We start from the raw sequence: 16,306 nt of genomic DNA, 5'->3' as shown, positions 1-16,306 counted from the left end.
TGCGGCTTACAGTAATTGGGTGCTGGCGCCGCCGTCGGCGTAGATGACCGTCCCGGTCGTGGCCGGCAGCCACTCGGACAACAACGCGCACACCGTCTTGGCGACCGGTGTCGCGTCCTTCATGTTCCAGCCCAGCGGCGCGCGCTGATCCCAGCCCTCCTCGAGCAGATGGATCTGGGCGCCGGCCTCCTCGCCGAGCGCGCCGCCGACGATCGCGCTCATCGCCAGCGTCCGAATTGGGCCCGCGGCAACGAGATTCGAGCGCACGCCGTACCGGCCGGCCTCGCGGGCGACGAACCGGTTCACCGACTCCAGCGCGCTCTTGGCGACGGTCATCCAGTTGTAGGCCGGCATCGCGCGCGACGGGTCGAAGTCCATGCCGACGATGCCGCCGCCGGGATTCATGATCGGCAGCAGCGCCTTGGCCAGCGAGGCATACGAATACGCGGAGATGTGGATGCCCTTGGCGACGTCCTCGTACGGCGCGTCGAAGAACGGGTTGATGCCCATCCCGGTCTGCGGCATGAAGCCGATCGAATGCACCACGCCGTCAAGCTTGTTGCCCTCGCCGATGACCTCGGTCACCCGGTCGGCCAGGGTCTCCAGGTGCTTGTCGTTCTGCACGTCGAGCTCGATCAGCGGGGCCTTGTTCGGCAGCCGGTCGGCGATGCGCTGGATCAGCCGCAGCCGGTCGAACCCGGTGAGCACCAGTTCGGCCCCCTGCTCCTGGGCCACCCGCGCGATGTGGAAAGCGATCGACGAGTCGGTGATGATCCCGGTGACCAGAATTCGTTTGCCTTCGAGCAGTCCTGCCATGTCCGTCCTATCGTTCCTCAGTGGCGATCACAAGCCCGGCGGCGTCGGGCGCTGGGGGTCGCCGCCCACAACCTAGTGGCCCATGCCCATGCCGCCGTCGACCGGGATGACCGCGCCGGCGATGTAGGTCGCATCCTCGGAAGCCAGGAAGCTGACCGCCCCGGCGACCTCGGCGGCGGTGCCGACCCGCTTCGCCGGGATGAATTCCAATGCGCCCGCCTGGATGCGCTCATCCAGCGAGCGGGTCATCTCGGTGTCGATGTAGCCGGGGGCGACCACGTTCGCCGTCACCCCGGCCTTCGACAGCTCCCGGGAGATCGAGCGCGCCATGCCGATCAGGCCGGCCTTGGCGGCCGCATAGTTGGACTGGTTACCGATCCCCCACATGCCGGACACCGACCCGATGAAGATGATGCGGCCGAACCGCTTCTTCTGCATGCTGCGCGACGCCCGCTGGGCGACGCGGAATGCCCCGGTGAGGTTCGCGTTGATGACCTCTTCGAACCGCTCCTCGGTCATCCGGATCAGGAAGGCGTCTTTGGAGATGCCGGCGTTGGACACCAGCACTTCGACCGGGCCCTGGTGCTCCTCGACCTGTTTGAAGGCGCGATCGACGGCGTCGTTGTCGGTGACGTCACACTCGACGCCGAACAGGCCCTCGGGCGCCCCGGATCCGCGGTGCGTGACGGCCACCTTGTGGCCGTCGGCGGCGAGCCGCTTCGCGATCGCCAGACCGATCCCCCGGTTTCCGCCCGTGACCAGGACCGAACGGGATACGAATGCGGGTCTGCCGTAGTCGGGAGCACTTTCGGTGCTGTTCTCGGTGGCTGTATCAGTCACCCCGCCAACCTATCGCCTGGGTTACGCGCAGCCGACATCTCCCCCCTGCCAGCCCGCGAGCGTAACCGGGCTGCGAATTTCGGGCCGGATTCTCGCAGTGCGGTTACGCTCGCGAGGCTTTGTCGGTGTGACTCAGCACACTCTCGGCCATGAAAGATCCGTTCCTGGGCAGTGAGGCCCTGGCCGCCGGCGCATTGACTCCCTACGAGCTGCGCAGCGGGTATGTGTCGCTGCACAAAGACGTCTATGTGCCGAGAGATGCCGAGCTGACGGCCGTACTGCGGGCCAAGGCATGTTGGCTGCGTTCGCGACGGCGCGGCGTCCTTGCCGGCTTCTCCGCCTCCGCGCTGCACGGCGCAAAGTGGATCGACGCTTCGCGGCCCGCCGAGATCATTCACACCAACCATCGCCGTTTCGCGGGCGTGCGGGTCTGGGACGAGCGCATCGAGCCGGACGAGATCGCCGTCGTCGGCGGCATTCGGGTGACGACGCCGGCCCGGACGGCGCTGGACCTCGCGCGCCGGCATCCGACCGACACCGCCATCGCCGCCGTCGACGCCCTCATGCAGGCGACCGAGTTGAAGATGATCGACATCGACCAATTGGTCGATCGGTACCGGGGCCGGCGGGGCATGAAGGCGGCACGACTGGCTCTCCCGCTCGTCGACGGCGGAGCGCAGTCACCGAAGGAGACATGGTTGCGCCTGCTGTTGGTGCGAGCGGGCTTCCCGCGGCCGCAGACCCAGATCGTGGTTCGCAACGAATGGGGTTGGCCCGACGCCTATCTGGACATGGGTTGGGAGGACCTGAAGGTCGCCGCCGAGTATGAAGGCGACCAACACCAATCCAGTCGCTACCACTACGTCAAGGACATCCACCGGCTTGAGAAATTGGAGCGCCGCTACGGCTGGATTGTGGTCAGGGTCGTCGCCGAGGACCACCCCGTCGACATAATCCACCGCGTGGCCGACGCGCGCGCCTCGCGAGCGTAACCACACCGCGAAAACCAAAGCCAGAAACCGCAACCTGGTTACGCTCGCGGACCCGAGCAAGACGCTCGGCGAGAGGGAAACGTCAGGTCGGCAGGCGCCGGTTGATCAGCAGCGCCGCGAGCGCCGCGAGCGCCAGCACCAGCGCGCCAAGCCGCAGCCAGCCCGCGCTGGCGTCGCCCTTGATCGTCTCGTAGCCGATCTGCTGCTGCAGCGACGCGTAGACGGCCTTCAGCTCTGCCAGGCTCGCGGCGTTGTACCAATTCCCACCGGAAAGCTCGGCGACCTTCTTCATGGTGGTGTCGTCGACCGGAACGGGCTGGCGCTGGTCGTTGATCTCGACGAACCCGTACGGCGTGCCGAACGAGATCGTCGAGATCGGCACGCCCTGGTCCTTGGCGGTGCGCGCGGCGGTGAAGGCGCCCTTCGGGTTGTCCGGGTTGGTCGGCATAGTCTCCTTGCCGTCGGAGAACAGCACGATCCGGGCCGGCGGCGGCGTGTCGCCGCCGCCGATCACCGCGCCGACCGTGGCGATGGCCTGCAGCGCGGTGAAGATGCCCTCCCCGGTGGCGGTGCGGTCGGCGAACTGCAACTTGTCCAGCGCGTTCTTGGTCGCGTCCCGGTTGGTCGTCGGGGACACCAGCACGGTCGCGGTGCCCGCGTACTCGATCAGCCCCAGATTGATTCCCGGGGTCAGCTCGTCGGCGAACTGCTTGGCGGCCTCCTGAGCGGCCGCCATCCGGTTCGGCGGGACGTCGGCGGCGCGCATCGACTGCGACACGTCGATCACCAGCATCACCACCGCGCGGTTGCGGGGAATCCGGACGTCGTTCGTCGGCCCCGCCATCGCGATGGTGAACAGCACCAGCGAGGTCACCAGCAGGATCGCCGGCACGTGCCGCCATCGCGACGGCCGTTGCGGGGCAACACTTTCCAGCAGCTCCATGTTGGCGAACCGCAGCATCCGCCGCTGCCGCGCCAGCTGCAGCACGATGTACAGCGCGGCCAACCCGACCACCACGACAAGGAAAAGGAAGAACCACGAGTGCGCGAAGCCCGACAGCGACATCGGGCCCAGCAGCGGCAACGTCACTGCCGCCCCGCCAGCGCCCCCCGCCGACGGGATTCCACGAAGCGCACGATGTCGGCAATCCAGTCGCGGTCGGTGCGCAGCGTCAGCACCGGGGCCCCGCAGCTGCGGACCGTGCGGGACACCTCCGCGCGGTGCGCCGCGGCCGCGTTGGCGAAGTCGTCACGCAACTGCGCGTCGATGGTGAACTCCCGCGTGACGCCGGTTTCGGCGTCCTGCAACACCACGTCGCCGATGTCAGGCAGCTCGACGTCGCGCGGGTCGAGCACCTCGATGGCCAGCACCTCGTGTCGGGCCGAGATCGCCCGCAGCGGGCGCATCCAATTGATCGGGCCGAGGAAGTCGCTGATGATGACGGCCATTCCGCGGCGGCGTTCCGGCCGGCGCAGCGCATCGATGGCCGTCGCCAGATCGCCACGAACCCCGACCGGCGCCTTGGGCGTCGTCGCGATGGTACGCAGCAGCGTCTGCTCGTGCTGGCGCCCGGAACGCGCCGGGATGCGGGTCATCGTCGCGCCGTTGGCGACCAGCGCGCCGATCCGGTTGCCGCCGCCGCTGTTGAGGTAGGTGATCGCCGCCGCGGCCGCCACCGCCAGGTCGCGCTTCTCGCAGACCGTGGTGCCGAAGTCCAGGCTCGCCGACATGTCGATCACCATCCACGTCTCCAGCTCGCGGTCGGCGATCATCTGCCGGACGTGCGGGTGCGTGGTGCGGGCGGTCACCGCCCAGTCCATCCGGCGGACGTCGTCGCCGGGCTGATACTCGCGCGACTCCCCCGGCTCCGTGCCCGGCCCCGGGATCAGGCCGAGGTGGTCGCCGTGCAGCACCCCGTCGAGCTTGCGTTTGACCGTGAGCTCGAGTGTCTTCAGCGCCGCGGTGAGCTTCGGGTCGTCGATCTGCCCCCGCTGGAACGAGGGCGGATGGCGCACCGCCGGCTTGTCATCGGTCACCGACCGCTGGCCGCCACGGTCTGCATCACCGGCGGCACCGAATGGCCTTGCTGCGGAACGGCATTCACCTGAGGCAGGGCCACCGTCTGCAGCACGCGGTTGATGACGATCTCCGGCGAGATCTCGTCGGCGAGCGCGTCGTAGGTGAGCACCAACCGGTGCCGCAGCACGTCGGGAATGACCTCCACGACGTCCTGTGGGATGACGTAATCGCGGCCCCGGACCAGCGCCAGCGAGCGCGCGCCCGCGATGATGCCCAGCGAGGCACGCGGGGAGGCGCCGAACGAGATCCAGGTCTTGACGTCGTTCATGCCGAGTTGCTCGGGGTGACGGGTGGCGGTGACGACGCGCACGACGTAGTCGACGAGCGCGTGGTGGACGAACACGTTGGACGCGATGTCCTGCAACCGCAGCAGGTCGTCGGTGTTCAGGATCTGCTTGGGCACCGGCGGCTTGACGCCCATCCGGTAGATGATCTCCCGCTCCTCTTCGGGCGTCGGGTAGCCGACGTTGATCTTGAACAGGAAGCGGTCGCGCTGCGCCTCCGGCAGGGGGTAGACGCCCTCGTGCTCGATCGGGTTCTGCGTCGCCATCACCAGGAACGGGTTGGGCAGCGAGAAGGTCTTGCCGCCGATCGACACGTGGCGCTCCTGCATGACCTCGAGCAGCGCCGACTGCACCTTCGCCGGCGCGCGGTTGATCTCGTCGGCGAGCAGGAAGTTGACCACCACGGGCCCGAGCTCGGTGTCGAACTCCTCCTTGCCCTGCCGGTAGATCCGGGTACCGATGATGTCGGTGGGCACCAGGTCGGGGGTGAACTGGATGCGGGCGAACGTCCCGCCGACCACCTTCGCGAAGGTCTCCACGGCCAGCGTCTTGGCGACGCCGGGCACGCCCTCGAGCAGGACGTGGCCCTTGGACAACAGGCCCACCAGCATCCGCTCGACGAGCTGGTCCTGGCCGACGATGATCCGTTTGACCTCGAAGATGGCCCGCTCCAGCGTGTGCACCTCGGCGGCCAGGCCATTACCGCCGCCGGGAGGCGCTTCGTGGGCGGGCGGGCCGGAGGGCCCGCCCTGGCCCGGGTAACTGCTGGCGCCCGGGGGCGGCCCACCTGCTGATGTCATCAAGAACCCTCCACGCTCATTCGGACACGACTGCCGGGCAGCGACGTGCCCTCGTCCAACTATTCCAGGCCTGCCGGTTTCCGTCGACGCTCGCCCGGCTGATGGCTCGCCGGCGCCGCGATCAGTACTCGATGATCCTAGTCAGGAACGGCGTCATGCCCGGCTTGCGCACCGGGCTCACGGTGACCTTGCCGGCCAGTGACGACGCCTCGAGCATCTGGCCGTTGCCGAGATACATCGTGACGTGTTGGCCACCGTTCGGCCCGTAGAAGATGAGGTCGCCGCGCCGGGCCTCGTTGGGCGGGATGTGGCGTCCGGCGTTGTACTGGTCACCGGAGAACCGCGGGATCAGCACGCCGACCCCGGCGAAGCCGTACCGCATCAGGCCCGAGCAGTCGAACCCGTTGATATTGGCCCCATCGCCGACGCCCTTGCTGGGCCCGTCCAGCGCACCCCCGCCCCACGAATACGGCACGCCCATCTGCGACCCCATCCGCTTGATCACGTACTCGATCGCCTGCCGGCCGTAGACGCGGGGGATCTTGCCGCCGGGATTGGTGGGGGTCGCCGCGGCAGGGGCGGGATCGCCGCCGAGGTTGATCCCGAGGCCGCCGAGGAATTGCTTACCCAGGTTCAGCGTGGTCTGGGTGGCCTGGGCGGTGGCCTGTAAGGACGCGTTGGCGACCGCGAGCGGATCGCCCGGGGCGCCGGCGCTGATCGTGGCCGGCAGCGTCGGGTCCCACTGCCCGGGATCGGCGACGGCCGGGGGTGCCGGGGCGGCGACAGCCAACATCAGCCCGGCCACCATCGCGGTGACCCAGGCCAGGGTTATCAGGCGAAAACGCTTGTGCCGCATAGCTCCTCGTTCAGTACTCGGTCGTCACCATTCGATGTAGCGGACCACGTAGGGCGTCATCCCACTGGTGCGCACGGGAGCAACGCGGACCTTCAAACCGATGTCGGGGGCCTCGAGCATCTGACCGTCGCCGAGGTAGATCGTCACGTGCTGGCTGCCGCCCGGGCCGTAGAAGATGACGTCGCCGCGGCGCATCTGCGCCGACGGGATCTTGCGGCCCAGGTTGTACTGCGAACCGGAGTAGTGCGGCAGCTTGATGCCCACGCCGGCGAACGAGTAGAGGACCAGGCCCGAGCAGTCGAACCCGGTGATGCCGGCGCCGGAGTCGATGCCCTTGCTCGGCCCGGCCGCATTGCCGCCGCCCCAGGAATAGGGCACGCCGATCTGCGACATGCCGCGGCGGATCACGTACTCGGTGGCCTGCCGCCCGTAGACCCGCGGGATCCGCCCGGCGGTCGCGCCCGGGTTGGCGTTGGTGATGCCGGTGTCGTCGGGCTTGAGGATGCCGAGTTGTTGTAGGAAGTTGCGGCCCAGGCCGGCGGTGACCTGCGTCGACGTGGCCGAGATGCCCAGCACCTGGTTGATCACCGCGATCGGGTCACCGGGCACGTTGGCGCTGGGCACCATCGGCAGCGTCGGGTCCCACAGCCCGTCCCACTGCCGTCCGCGACCGGGCGACGCACCGGCCGGGGCGCCCGGATCCCACCGGTCGCCCGAGGCGGGGACAGCGGCGCCGCCCTTGCCCGCCGACCATTGCAGCTTGGCCGCCTCGAGCTTGGCCTGCGCCTCATCGCGCTCGGCGGTCAGGCGCGCGGCCTGCTCGCGTTGTTCGGTGAACTTCTGCTTGGAGTTGGTGAGCGCCGCCACCGCGGCGTCCTGACTGGCCTTGGCGTCGGCCGCGGCCTTGTCGGCCTTCTGCTTGGCCAGCCGGGCCGCGGACTCCTTGTTCACCTGCTCGGTGCGGGCCCGCTGCAGCTTGTCCATCACCCCCTGGGAACTGGCGGTCAGGGTCCGGGCGGCCGATTCGGTCGCGATGATGTCTTCCGGGCTGCTCGCCAACAGGTAGCCGCCCGACGGGCCGTTCATATAGGTGGCCGCCGCGAACGTGTCGAACCGGTGCTGCGCGGCGGCGATCGCGGCGTTGGCGTCGGTGACCGACCGCTGGCTGGCCTCCAGGTCGTGCTGAGCGGCGGCCGCGTTGTCCCGCGCGGTCTCGACGTCGACGAGGGCCTTGTTGACGCTTTCCTGTTCCGTCTGAATCTCGGCCGTCAGGTCTTCCAGGCGCTGATTGGCCTTGGCCACGTTGGCGATCAGGGCGGCCAGGCTGTCGGCGGCGGGGTCGGCGTCCGCCAGGCCCGGTGTGCACACCAGCATCGCCACGCTGAGCAGCGACGGTACGACCGGCCGGACCAGCCGGGCGGCCGGTCGCGAGGAGAAGCCCCAGCGGGTACGTCTCATTCGGCTCAGGTCTCCTACGGCTCAACGCGGACGGGCGGCGCCAGGCAGGGATATCTAGAAAGCGCCAGGAACAACACGGGCATCATTTGCACCGTACGTCACATAAGACGCCGTGGAAACGTTAGTCACAAACTGCACTCTGGACGTGCGTTTAATGTGACCGAATGGTGACCTGGCCCGTTTGCCGCGGGGGGCCGCGGGCGTCCGATCGAGGCGGTGGCCCGACCCGGATGCCCGTGTCAGGCGCCGTTAGTGGGCGCTTGCTCCGTTGTTCCGGGGGCACCGGCCGGCGTTGCTGCGCGGCGGCTGCGCAACTGCAGGAAGCGGGTGCCGGCGGCCGCCGCGAAGACGGCGATCAAGAGAAATATGGTCAGGCCTGTCCAGGGAAATTCCGGCGACTGCAGCTCGTGCAAAAAGTGCTGCGCCGAGACCACCGGATTACCGGTCTTGGCGATGTCCTCGCCGGCCTCGAGGGTGACGCGCGGGAATTGCGTGCTGTAGGTGCCGACGTAGCTGGGGCTGAGGGTCAGCACCGTGGCGTCGTGGTAGTCGGCGCCGACCACGGTGGAGATGTCGCGCAACGGCGTGTCGTTGGGCGGGTTGTGGTCGAGCAGCACGATCTTGAGGTTGATGCCGTCGGCGTGCGCCTGGTTGACCACATCGAGCAGGCCGGGCATGGCCTCGGGTGGCGCGCTGACGCCGGCGGCGGCGACCTGAGCCTTGATCGCCGTCATGTCGACGTCCTGCGGAATGTAGAGCGGCAGCACGACGGAATCGTGACCGGTCATGTGTCCCTCCTGCCCGTTGGCACCCCAGCGCTACAGGCACCGTACGCGACTTCACCCGGCCGCATCGCGCGCGGCTTTCCACGACACGTAAACCTCGCACACGACGCGCCGATCCCGGTCGCGGTGTGTTATGTCTCGGCGAGCGGCCCGCCCGTACGCGACTTCGGTTCCAGGGGTTTAAACGCGCGGCGCACGCGACAAGACTGGACCATGGGGTGCCGCCCGTAATGCAGGACAAGCGTACTGTTAAAGTAGCACCGCCGCCGACATGGCCCGTCGGCGGGAGAACTTAATCCTTGGGAGTTGAAGTGACTGATTCTGTGAACTCGTTCGGAGCCCGCGACAACCTCGAGGTCGGCGACAAGAGTTACCAGATCTATCGGCTCGACGCCGTCCCCAACACCGAGAAACTCCCCTACAGCCTCAAAGTCCTGGCGGAGAACCTGCTGCGCAACGAGGACGGCAGCAACATCACCAAGGACCACATCGAGGCCATCGCGAACTGGGATCCCAAGGCGGAGCCCAGCATTGAGATCCAATACACGCCCGCGCGCGTCGTCATGCAGGACTTCACCGGCGTGCCGTGCATCGTCGACCTGGCCACCATGCGCGAGGCCATCGGCGACCTCGGTGGCAACCCGGCCAAGGTCAATCCGCTGGCGCCGGCCGATCTGGTCATCGACCACTCGGTGATCGCCGACCTGTTCGGCCGGGCCGACGCCTTCGAGCGCAACGTCGAGATCGAATACCAGCGCAACGGCGAGCGCTACCAGTTCTTGCGTTGGGGCCAAGGCGCATTCGACGACTTCAAGGTGGTGCCGCCGGGCACCGGCATCGTGCACCAGGTCAACATCGAGTACCTGGCCAGCGTCGTGATGGAGCGCGACGGGGTGGCCTACCCCGACACCTGCGTGGGCACCGACTCCCACACCACGATGGTCAACGGCCTCGGGGTGCTGGGCTGGGGCGTGGGCGGCATCGAGGCCGAGGCCGCGATGCTCGGTCAGCCGGTGTCGATGCTGATCCCGCGGGTCGTCGGCTTCAAGCTGACCGGCGAGATCCAGGCCGGCGTCACGGCCACCGACGTGGTGCTGACCGTCACCGAGATGCTGCGCAAGCACGGCGTGGTCGGCAAGTTCGTCGAGTTCTACGGCGAGGGCGTGGCCGAGGTACCGCTGGCCAACCGCGCCACCCTGGGCAACATGAGCCCCGAATTCGGTTCCACCGCAGCGATTTTCCCGATCGACGAGGAGACCATCTCCTACCTGAAGTTCACCGGCCGCAAGCCCGAGCAGCTCGCGCTGGTCGAGGCCTACGCCAAGGAGCAGGGCATGTGGCACGACCCCAAGCGCGAGCCCGCCTTCTCCGAGTACCTCGAACTCGACCTGTCCGACGTGGTGCCGTCGATCGCCGGGCCCAAGCGACCGCAGGACCGCATCGCCCTGTCGGACGCCAAAGCCACGTTCCGCGAACAGATTCCGGGCTACGTCGGCGACGACCCCGACAAGAAGGACTACTCGAAGCTGGACGAGGCGGTCGACGAGTCGTTCCCGGCCAGCGACCCGGGGGCGCTGGAGAACGGGCATGCCGACGACGCGCCCAAGGTGGAGTCGGCCGCCAGGCACGCGAAGGGCCGGGTGAGCAACCCGGTGACGGTCAAGTCCGACGAACGGGGCGAGTTCGTGCTCGACCACGGCGCGGTGGTGATCGCCGCGGTCACGTCGTGCACCAACACCTCCAACCCGGAGGTGATGCTCGGCGCGGCCCTGCTGGCCCGCAACGCCGTGGAGAAGGGGCTGACCTCCAAGCCGTGGGTGAAGACGACGATGGCGCCCGGCTCGCAGGTGGTGCACGACTACTACGACAAGGCCGGCCTGTGGCCCTACCTGGAGAAGCTGGGCTTCTACCTGGTCGGCTACGGCTGCACCACGTGCATCGGCAACTCCGGCCCGCTGCCCGACGAGATCTCCAAGGCGATCAACGACAACGACCTTTCGGTGGCGGCTGTGCTGAGCGGCAACCGCAACTTCGAGGGCCGCATCAACCCGGACGTGAAGATGAACTACCTGGCGTCGCCGCCGCTGGTGGTCGCCTACGCGCTGGCCGGGACCATGGACTTCGACTTCGAGAGCGAGCCGCTCGGCACCGACAAGGAGGGCAACGACGTCTTCCTCAAGGACATCTGGCCGTCGCAGAAGGACGTGTCGGACACCATCGCGTCGGCGATCAGCCAGGAGATGTTCACGAAGAACTACGCCGACGTGTTCAAGGGCGACGAGCGCTGGCGCAACCTGCCGACGCCCAGCGGCAACACCTTCGAGTGGAACCCGGACTCGACGTACGTGCGCAAGCCCCCCTACTTCGAGGGCATGTCGGCCGACCCGGAGCCGATCAAGGACATCACCGGCGCCCGCGTGCTCGCCCTGCTCGGCGACTCGGTGACCACCGACCACATCTCGCCCGCCGGCAGCATCAAGCCGGGCACCCCGGCGGCACAGTACCTCGACGAGCACGGCGTCGACCGCAAGGACTACAACTCCTTCGGTTCGCGGCGCGGCAACCACGAGGTGATGATCCGCGGCACGTTCGCCAACATCAGGCTGCGCAACCAATTGCTCGACGACGTCGCCGGCGGCTACACCCGCGACTTCACCCAGGACGGCGGCCCGCAGGCGTTCATCTACGACGCCGCGCAAAACTATGCGGCACAAGGCATTCCGCTGGTGGTGCTGGGCGGCAAGGAATACGGGTCCGGTTCGTCGCGCGACTGGGCGGCCAAGGGCACGTTGCTGCTGGGCGTGCGGGCGGTGATCGCCGAGTCGTTCGAGCGCATTCACCGCTCCAACCTGATCGGCATGGGCGTCATCCCGCTGCAGTTCCCCGAGGGCAAGACGGCGGGAGACCTCGGGCTGGACGGCACCGAGGTGTTCGACATCACCGGCATCGAGGCGCTCAACGACGGTAAGACGCCGAAGACGGTGCATGTCAAGGCCGCCAAGGAGTCCGGCGATCCGGTCGAGTTCGACGCGGTGGTGCGCATCGACACGCCCGGCGAGGCCGACTACTACCGCAACGGCGGCATCCTGCAGTACGTGCTGCGCAACATGCTCAAGTCATAGCCGACAGCGCCTGTGCCCAAAGTCAGCGAGGACCATCTGGCGGCTCGCCGCCGCCAGATCCTCGACGGTGCCCGTCGCTGCTTCGCCGAGTACGGCTACGACAAGGCCACGGTCCGTCGGCTGGAAAAGGCGGTCGGGATGTCGCGGGGCGCGATCTTCCATCACTTCCGGGACAAGGACGCTTTGTTTTTCGCGCTGGCGCACGAGGACGCCGAGCGGATGGCGGAGGTGGCGTCCCGCGAGGGTCTGATCCAGGTGATGCGCGACATGCTCGCCGCGCCGGACCAGTTCGACTGGCTGGCCACCCGGTTGGAGATCGCCCGCAAGCTGCGCAACGACCCGGTGTTCAGCCGGGGCTGGGCGGAGCGCTCCGCCGAACTGGCGGCGGCGACCACCGATCGGCTGCGCCGGCAGAAGGAGGCGCACCGGGTGCGCGACGACGTCCCCGGCGACGTCCTGCAGTGCTACCTGGAACTGGTGCTCGACGGCCTGGTGGCCCGGCTGGCGTCCGGCGAGGACCCCGGGCGACTGGCCGCCGTCCTCGACCTGGTGGAAAAGTCCGTGCGGCGCAACGGTTCTGGTAATCCGGGGCGCAAACGCAACGCCACTGCGAATGAGGGGACTTGATTTCGCAGTGACGCTACGCTCGCGTGGACTCGCGCGCCGAGCCGAAGTGTGGTTGAGACCCTCCGCCCCCGGACTGCGCCCCCAGGCACATAGCGTAAGAAGCCGTTGCCGGTCGCGGGCGGCTTTGGTCGAAATTGGCGTCAGGCCAGCTCGATGAGATCCCGGTACTCGTCGGACCAGTGATCCTCGGTGCCGTCGGGCAACAGCACGACGCGTTGTGGGTCGAGGGCCTCGGCCGCGCCCGGGTCGTGCGTCACCAACACCACCGCGCCCTGATAACTGCGCAGCGCATCGAGCACCTGTTCGCGCGACGCGGGATCGAGGTTGTTGGTCGGCTCGTCGAGCAGCAACACGTTGGCCGTGGACGCCACAAGACCGGCCAGCGCGAGCCGGGTCTTCTCGCCGCCGGACAGCGTCCCCGCGGGCTGGTCGAGCTGCGGACCGCTGAACATGAAGGCGCCGAGCAGGCCGCGCAACTCCTGATCGCCGGTGTCGGGCGCGGCGTGCCGGATGTTCTCCCACACGGTCGCGTCGTTGTCGAGGGTGTCGTGCTCCTGCGCGAAGTAGCCGATCCGCAAACCGTGTCCGGGCTCGACGGCCCCCGTGTCGGGGCTCTCGACGCCGGCCAGGATGCGGAGCAGGGTGGTCTTCCCCGCCCCGTTGAGGCCCAGCACGACCACGCGGGAGCCGCGGTCGATGGCCAGGTCGACACCGGCGAACACCTCGAGCGATCCGTACGCCTTGCTCAACCCCGAGGCCGTCAGCGGTGTGCGCCCGCACGCGGCCGGGGTCGGGAACCTGATGCGCGCGACCTTGTCGGCGACGCGTTCCTCGTCCAGCGCGGCCATCATCCGGTCGGCGCGGCGCAACATGTTCTGGGCCGCAACGGCTTTGGTCGCCTTGGCGCCGAGCTTCGCGGCCTGCGTGCGCAGCGCCGCGGCCTTGCGCTCGGCGTTCGCGCGTTCCCGGCGCCGGCGCTGCTCGTCGGTGGCGCGGGCGTCCAGGTACTTCTGCCAGCCCATGTTGTAGACGTCGACCTCGCCGCGCACGGCGTCGAGGAACCACACCCGGTTGACGACGTCGGCGAGCAGCTCGACGTTGTGGCTGATGATCACCAGCCCGCCGCTGTGGCCGCGCAGGAAGTCCCGCAGCCAGCCGATCGAGTCCGCGTCGAGGTGGTTGGTCGGCTCGTCCAGCAGCAGCGTGGTGGACGATCCGGCGCCGGTGTCGGACGCGGCGAACAGGATGCGCGCGAGCTCCACCCGGCGGCGCTGCCCGCCGGACAGCGTCCGCAGCTGCTGCGTCAGCACGCGTTCCGGCAGGCCGAGGCTGGCGCAGATGCGGCTGGCCTCGCTCTCCGCGCCGTACCCGCCCAGCGCCACGAACCGCTCCTCCAGCTGCCCGTAGCGACGGATCGCCCGGTCCCGCGCGTCGTCGTCGGCGACCTCGGCCATCAGCGCCTGCTGCTTCTCCAGGTCGGTGAGCAGCACATCCAATCCGCGCGCCGACAAGACCCGGTCGCGGGCCAGCACGTCGAGATCGCCTTCCTTGGGATCCTGTGGCAGATAACCGATTTCGCCGCTGCGGACCACCGATCCCGCATACGGCTGGCTCTCGCCCGCCAGGATGCGCAGGGTGGTGGTCTTGCCCGCGCCGTTGCGGCCGACCAGCCCGATGCGGTCACCGGGCTGCACGCGCAGGTCCGGTCCGTCCGGGGAGAGCAGAATGCGCGCACCAGCGCGGACCTCGAGGTCCGTGGCCGTGATCACGATTGCTCTCCTAGCTGGCTATTTGTCGTCGGTGAACACCGGCGGCCTCTTCTCTGCGCGCGCGGCAACCGCTTCTTCGAAGTTGGCGGTGAGCAGGCGGACGAAGAGCTGTCCCAGGCCTTCGGCTTGCATGTGCCCCTCCAGGCTACCGGCGTCGAGCCCGCTCCACAGTGTGCGCTTGGTCAACTCGGTCCCCGGCCGTGAGAAAGCCGCGATTCGTGCGGCGATGGCGTAGCAGGTGTCCAGCAGCTGCCCCTCCGGCACCTGACACGACACCAGCCCGATCCGCTCTGCCTCCTCGGCGGTGACGTCGCGGCCGGTCAGCATGATCTCGAACGCGCGCGACGACCCGATGGCCCGGGGCAACAGGTAGCTCAATCCCAGCTCACTGGCGGTCAGGCCGTTGTTGATGCCCGCGGCGCGGAAGTAAGCGCTGGTCGAGGCCACCCGGATGTCGGCGGCCAGCGCCAGACACAGCCCACCGCCGATCGCGGCGCCGTTGACCGCGGCGATCACGGGCTGATGCAGGCGCCGCAGCGCCAGGATGACGTCGTCGAGGACCTCCATGGACCGCAGCGCATACGTCGGGCGGGTCAACCCGTCGACGTTGGGCACGGTGCCCGCGGACTTGTGGTCGGCGCCGGAAGAGAATCCGCGACCCGCCCCGGTCAACACGACGACGCGCACGGAATTGTCGTAAGTGACCTGCTCAAGGGCCTCTTTGAGCGGGACCATGACGTCGAACGCCATGGAATTCATCCGCTCGGGCCGATTGAGGGTTATCAGCGCGACACCGGGCCGCGGTTGCTCTACCAGTACCAGACTCACCCGTGAAAGGTAACGCGTGCCCGAACGCCCCCGGGCTCAGACGTGGCCCAGGCCCGCGGTCATCAGGAAAACGCCCAGCGCCGCCACGACGAGCCCCAGGGCGGCCCGCCTGCGGGCCTGCACCCAATCGTGCACGCGCGACATCACCGCGCCGGTCCGCTCCGGCGCCGCCAGGTGGCAGACCAGGGGGATTTCGGCGAACGCCAGCCCGACCAGCGTGTATGCCGCGGCCGCGGTGACCTGGGTGCCGAGGGCGGCGCCCGACGCCAGGATCACGGTGAGCGCCGCCAGGTACCGGAAATCGGTCGTGATGCCGACCCCGACCAGGAAGGTGATCCAGGGCGGCCCGGCGCGCAGCGCCTCCAGGGCGCGCGTCGACAACCGCGCGAGCGCCGTCGAGCCGGCCGGTTGCGACGGGCCGCCGGCGGGCGCCGCCGGTTGACGCACCGAAAAGCCGATCGCTATCAGCGCGGCCAGCACCAGCGCGAACACGCCCATCGCGATCTGGATGCGGCCGGCCGTGGAGTTCGACGTGGCGAGCTCCACCCTGTCCATGACCCCGAGCACGACGTCGTGCAACCCGAACAGCGCGCCCAGGGCAAGGGCGACGCCGACCGCCAGCCCGCCCAGCCACAATGCGACCAGATGGAGCACCGGCCGTCGCCGCGAGAACAGCAGCAGGGCGATGCCGATGCGTCCCGGGTCCACACCGGCGACCAGCGCCAATGCCAGCACGGTGCCCCACATGGGCGCGACTTTACCGCGACCGGGGTGGGTCGCGGTTCCGGTTCCGGGCGATTGGGCCGGCGTGCGTGGCGAGCAACCGGGTCGTGGTGACGGCGGTGGGCGCCTACATTAAATGTCTTCGAAACGCCCCACGTGGGTTCGTTTGGTCTGCTACCTTTAGCCACCGTTGGATACGTGTCGGCTATGGCTCGCCGACACGGCCGGGGTGGGCCGCGCGCGCGACAGTGACACGGACGTTGGCGTGGAATGCGCTGGGTTGCAACAAGTTCCGACCAGTGGAGGTGGGTGCGCGAATAATCGAA

The 16,306-nt window shown here is 68.6% G+C and carries 14 protein-coding genes; 3 read left to right on the top strand and 11 right to left on the bottom strand.

Annotation, left to right across the window (positions count from 1 at the left end; translation table 11 throughout):
• Positions 1–6: 6 nt before the first annotated feature.
• Both inhA and fabG1 read right to left on the bottom strand, forming a co-directional pair.
• Positions 7–816, bottom strand: coding sequence for an NADH-dependent enoyl-ACP reductase InhA (gene inhA / locus A5696_RS16380; RefSeq protein ID WP_067880970.1), 810 nt, complete (start codon positions 814–816; stop codon positions 7–9).
• 72 nt (positions 817–888) lie between these two features.
• Positions 889–1,656 (bottom strand): 3-oxoacyl-ACP reductase FabG1, encoded by a 768-nt coding sequence (gene fabG1 / locus A5696_RS16375; protein ID WP_067880967.1) that lies wholly within the window; start codon positions 1,654–1,656, stop codon positions 889–891.
• A gap of 149 nt (positions 1,657–1,805) precedes the next feature.
• On the opposite strand from fabG1, the gene A5696_RS16370 reads away from it, so the two are divergent.
• Positions 1,806–2,648, top strand: a complete 843-nt coding sequence (locus tag A5696_RS16370; RefSeq protein WP_067880964.1) for a hypothetical protein — start codon at positions 1,806–1,808, stop codon at positions 2,646–2,648.
• 82 nt (positions 2,649–2,730) lie between these two features.
• On the opposite strand, the gene A5696_RS16365 is transcribed toward A5696_RS16370, so the two are convergent.
• The 6 genes from A5696_RS16365 to A5696_RS16340 all read right to left on the bottom strand — a co-directional run bounded on the left by A5696_RS16365 (position 2,731) and on the right by A5696_RS16340 (position 8,914).
• Positions 2,731–3,738, bottom strand: coding sequence for a VWA domain-containing protein (locus tag A5696_RS16365; protein WP_067880961.1), 1,008 nt, complete (start codon positions 3,736–3,738; stop codon positions 2,731–2,733).
• The gene (locus A5696_RS16360; protein WP_067880958.1) at positions 3,735–4,685 is read right to left on the bottom strand and encodes a DUF58 domain-containing protein; all 951 of its coding nucleotides are present in this window, start codon (positions 4,683–4,685) and stop codon (positions 3,735–3,737) included. The genes A5696_RS16365 and A5696_RS16360 overlap by 4 nt, the downstream gene beginning before the upstream one ends.
• Positions 4,682–5,812 (bottom strand): MoxR family ATPase, encoded by a 1,131-nt coding sequence (locus A5696_RS16355; RefSeq protein ID WP_067880955.1) that lies wholly within the window; start codon positions 5,810–5,812, stop codon positions 4,682–4,684. Before A5696_RS16355 ends, A5696_RS16360 begins: the two co-directional genes overlap by 4 nt.
• A 121-nt stretch (positions 5,813–5,933) precedes the next feature.
• The gene (gene ripB / locus A5696_RS16350; protein WP_067880952.1) at positions 5,934–6,668 is read right to left on the bottom strand and encodes an NlpC/P60 family peptidoglycan endopeptidase RipB; all 735 of its coding nucleotides are present in this window, start codon (positions 6,666–6,668) and stop codon (positions 5,934–5,936) included.
• Positions 6,669–6,692: 24 nt separating this feature from the next.
• Entirely contained in the window at positions 6,693–8,126 is a 1,434-nt protein-coding gene (ripA, locus tag A5696_RS16345; protein ID WP_067880948.1) for an NlpC/P60 family peptidoglycan endopeptidase RipA, read from the bottom strand.
• A gap of 239 nt (positions 8,127–8,365) precedes the next feature.
• A complete protein-coding gene (locus A5696_RS16340) occupies positions 8,366–8,914 on the bottom strand; it encodes a DUF6676 family protein (RefSeq protein WP_067880945.1) in 549 nt (182 codons plus the stop codon).
• A gap of 308 nt (positions 8,915–9,222) precedes the next feature.
• Here A5696_RS16340 and acnA point away from each other — a divergent pair, with 308 nt between their 5' ends.
• Both acnA and A5696_RS16330 read left to right on the top strand, forming a co-directional pair.
• Positions 9,223–12,033, top strand: a complete 2,811-nt coding sequence (acnA, locus tag A5696_RS16335; RefSeq protein WP_067880942.1) for an aconitate hydratase AcnA — start codon at positions 9,223–9,225, stop codon at positions 12,031–12,033.
• A 12-nt stretch (positions 12,034–12,045) separates the two neighbouring features.
• Entirely contained in the window at positions 12,046–12,660 is a 615-nt protein-coding gene (locus A5696_RS16330) for a TetR/AcrR family transcriptional regulator (RefSeq protein WP_067880939.1), read from the top strand.
• A 140-nt stretch (positions 12,661–12,800) separates the two neighbouring features.
• Here the strand turns inward: A5696_RS16330 and A5696_RS16325 are convergent, their stop codons facing one another.
• Genes A5696_RS16325 through A5696_RS16315 form a run of 3 tightly spaced genes read right to left on the bottom strand, consistent with a single transcriptional unit; the run spans position 12,801 to position 16,004 of the window.
• Positions 12,801–14,429: an ABC-F family ATP-binding cassette domain-containing protein gene (locus tag A5696_RS16325; protein ID WP_067880936.1), complete on the bottom strand. Its 1,629-nt coding sequence runs from the start codon at positions 14,427–14,429 to the stop codon at positions 12,801–12,803.
• An 18-nt stretch (positions 14,430–14,447) separates the two neighbouring features.
• Positions 14,448–15,257 (bottom strand): enoyl-CoA hydratase, encoded by an 810-nt coding sequence (locus tag A5696_RS16320; protein WP_067880934.1) that lies wholly within the window; start codon positions 15,255–15,257, stop codon positions 14,448–14,450.
• 36 nt (positions 15,258–15,293) lie between these two features.
• Positions 15,294–16,004, bottom strand: a complete 711-nt coding sequence (locus A5696_RS16315) for a GAP family protein (protein WP_067880931.1) — start codon at positions 16,002–16,004, stop codon at positions 15,294–15,296.
• Between the last annotated feature and the right edge of the window lie 302 nt (positions 16,005–16,306).

The organism is Mycobacterium sp. E2699 (assembly GCF_001666745.1).
Lineage (GTDB): Bacteria > Actinomycetota > Actinomycetes > Mycobacteriales > Mycobacteriaceae > Mycobacterium.
The sequence above is the reverse complement of the archived record's forward strand: the minus strand, read 5'-3'. Positions and strand labels throughout refer to the sequence as shown.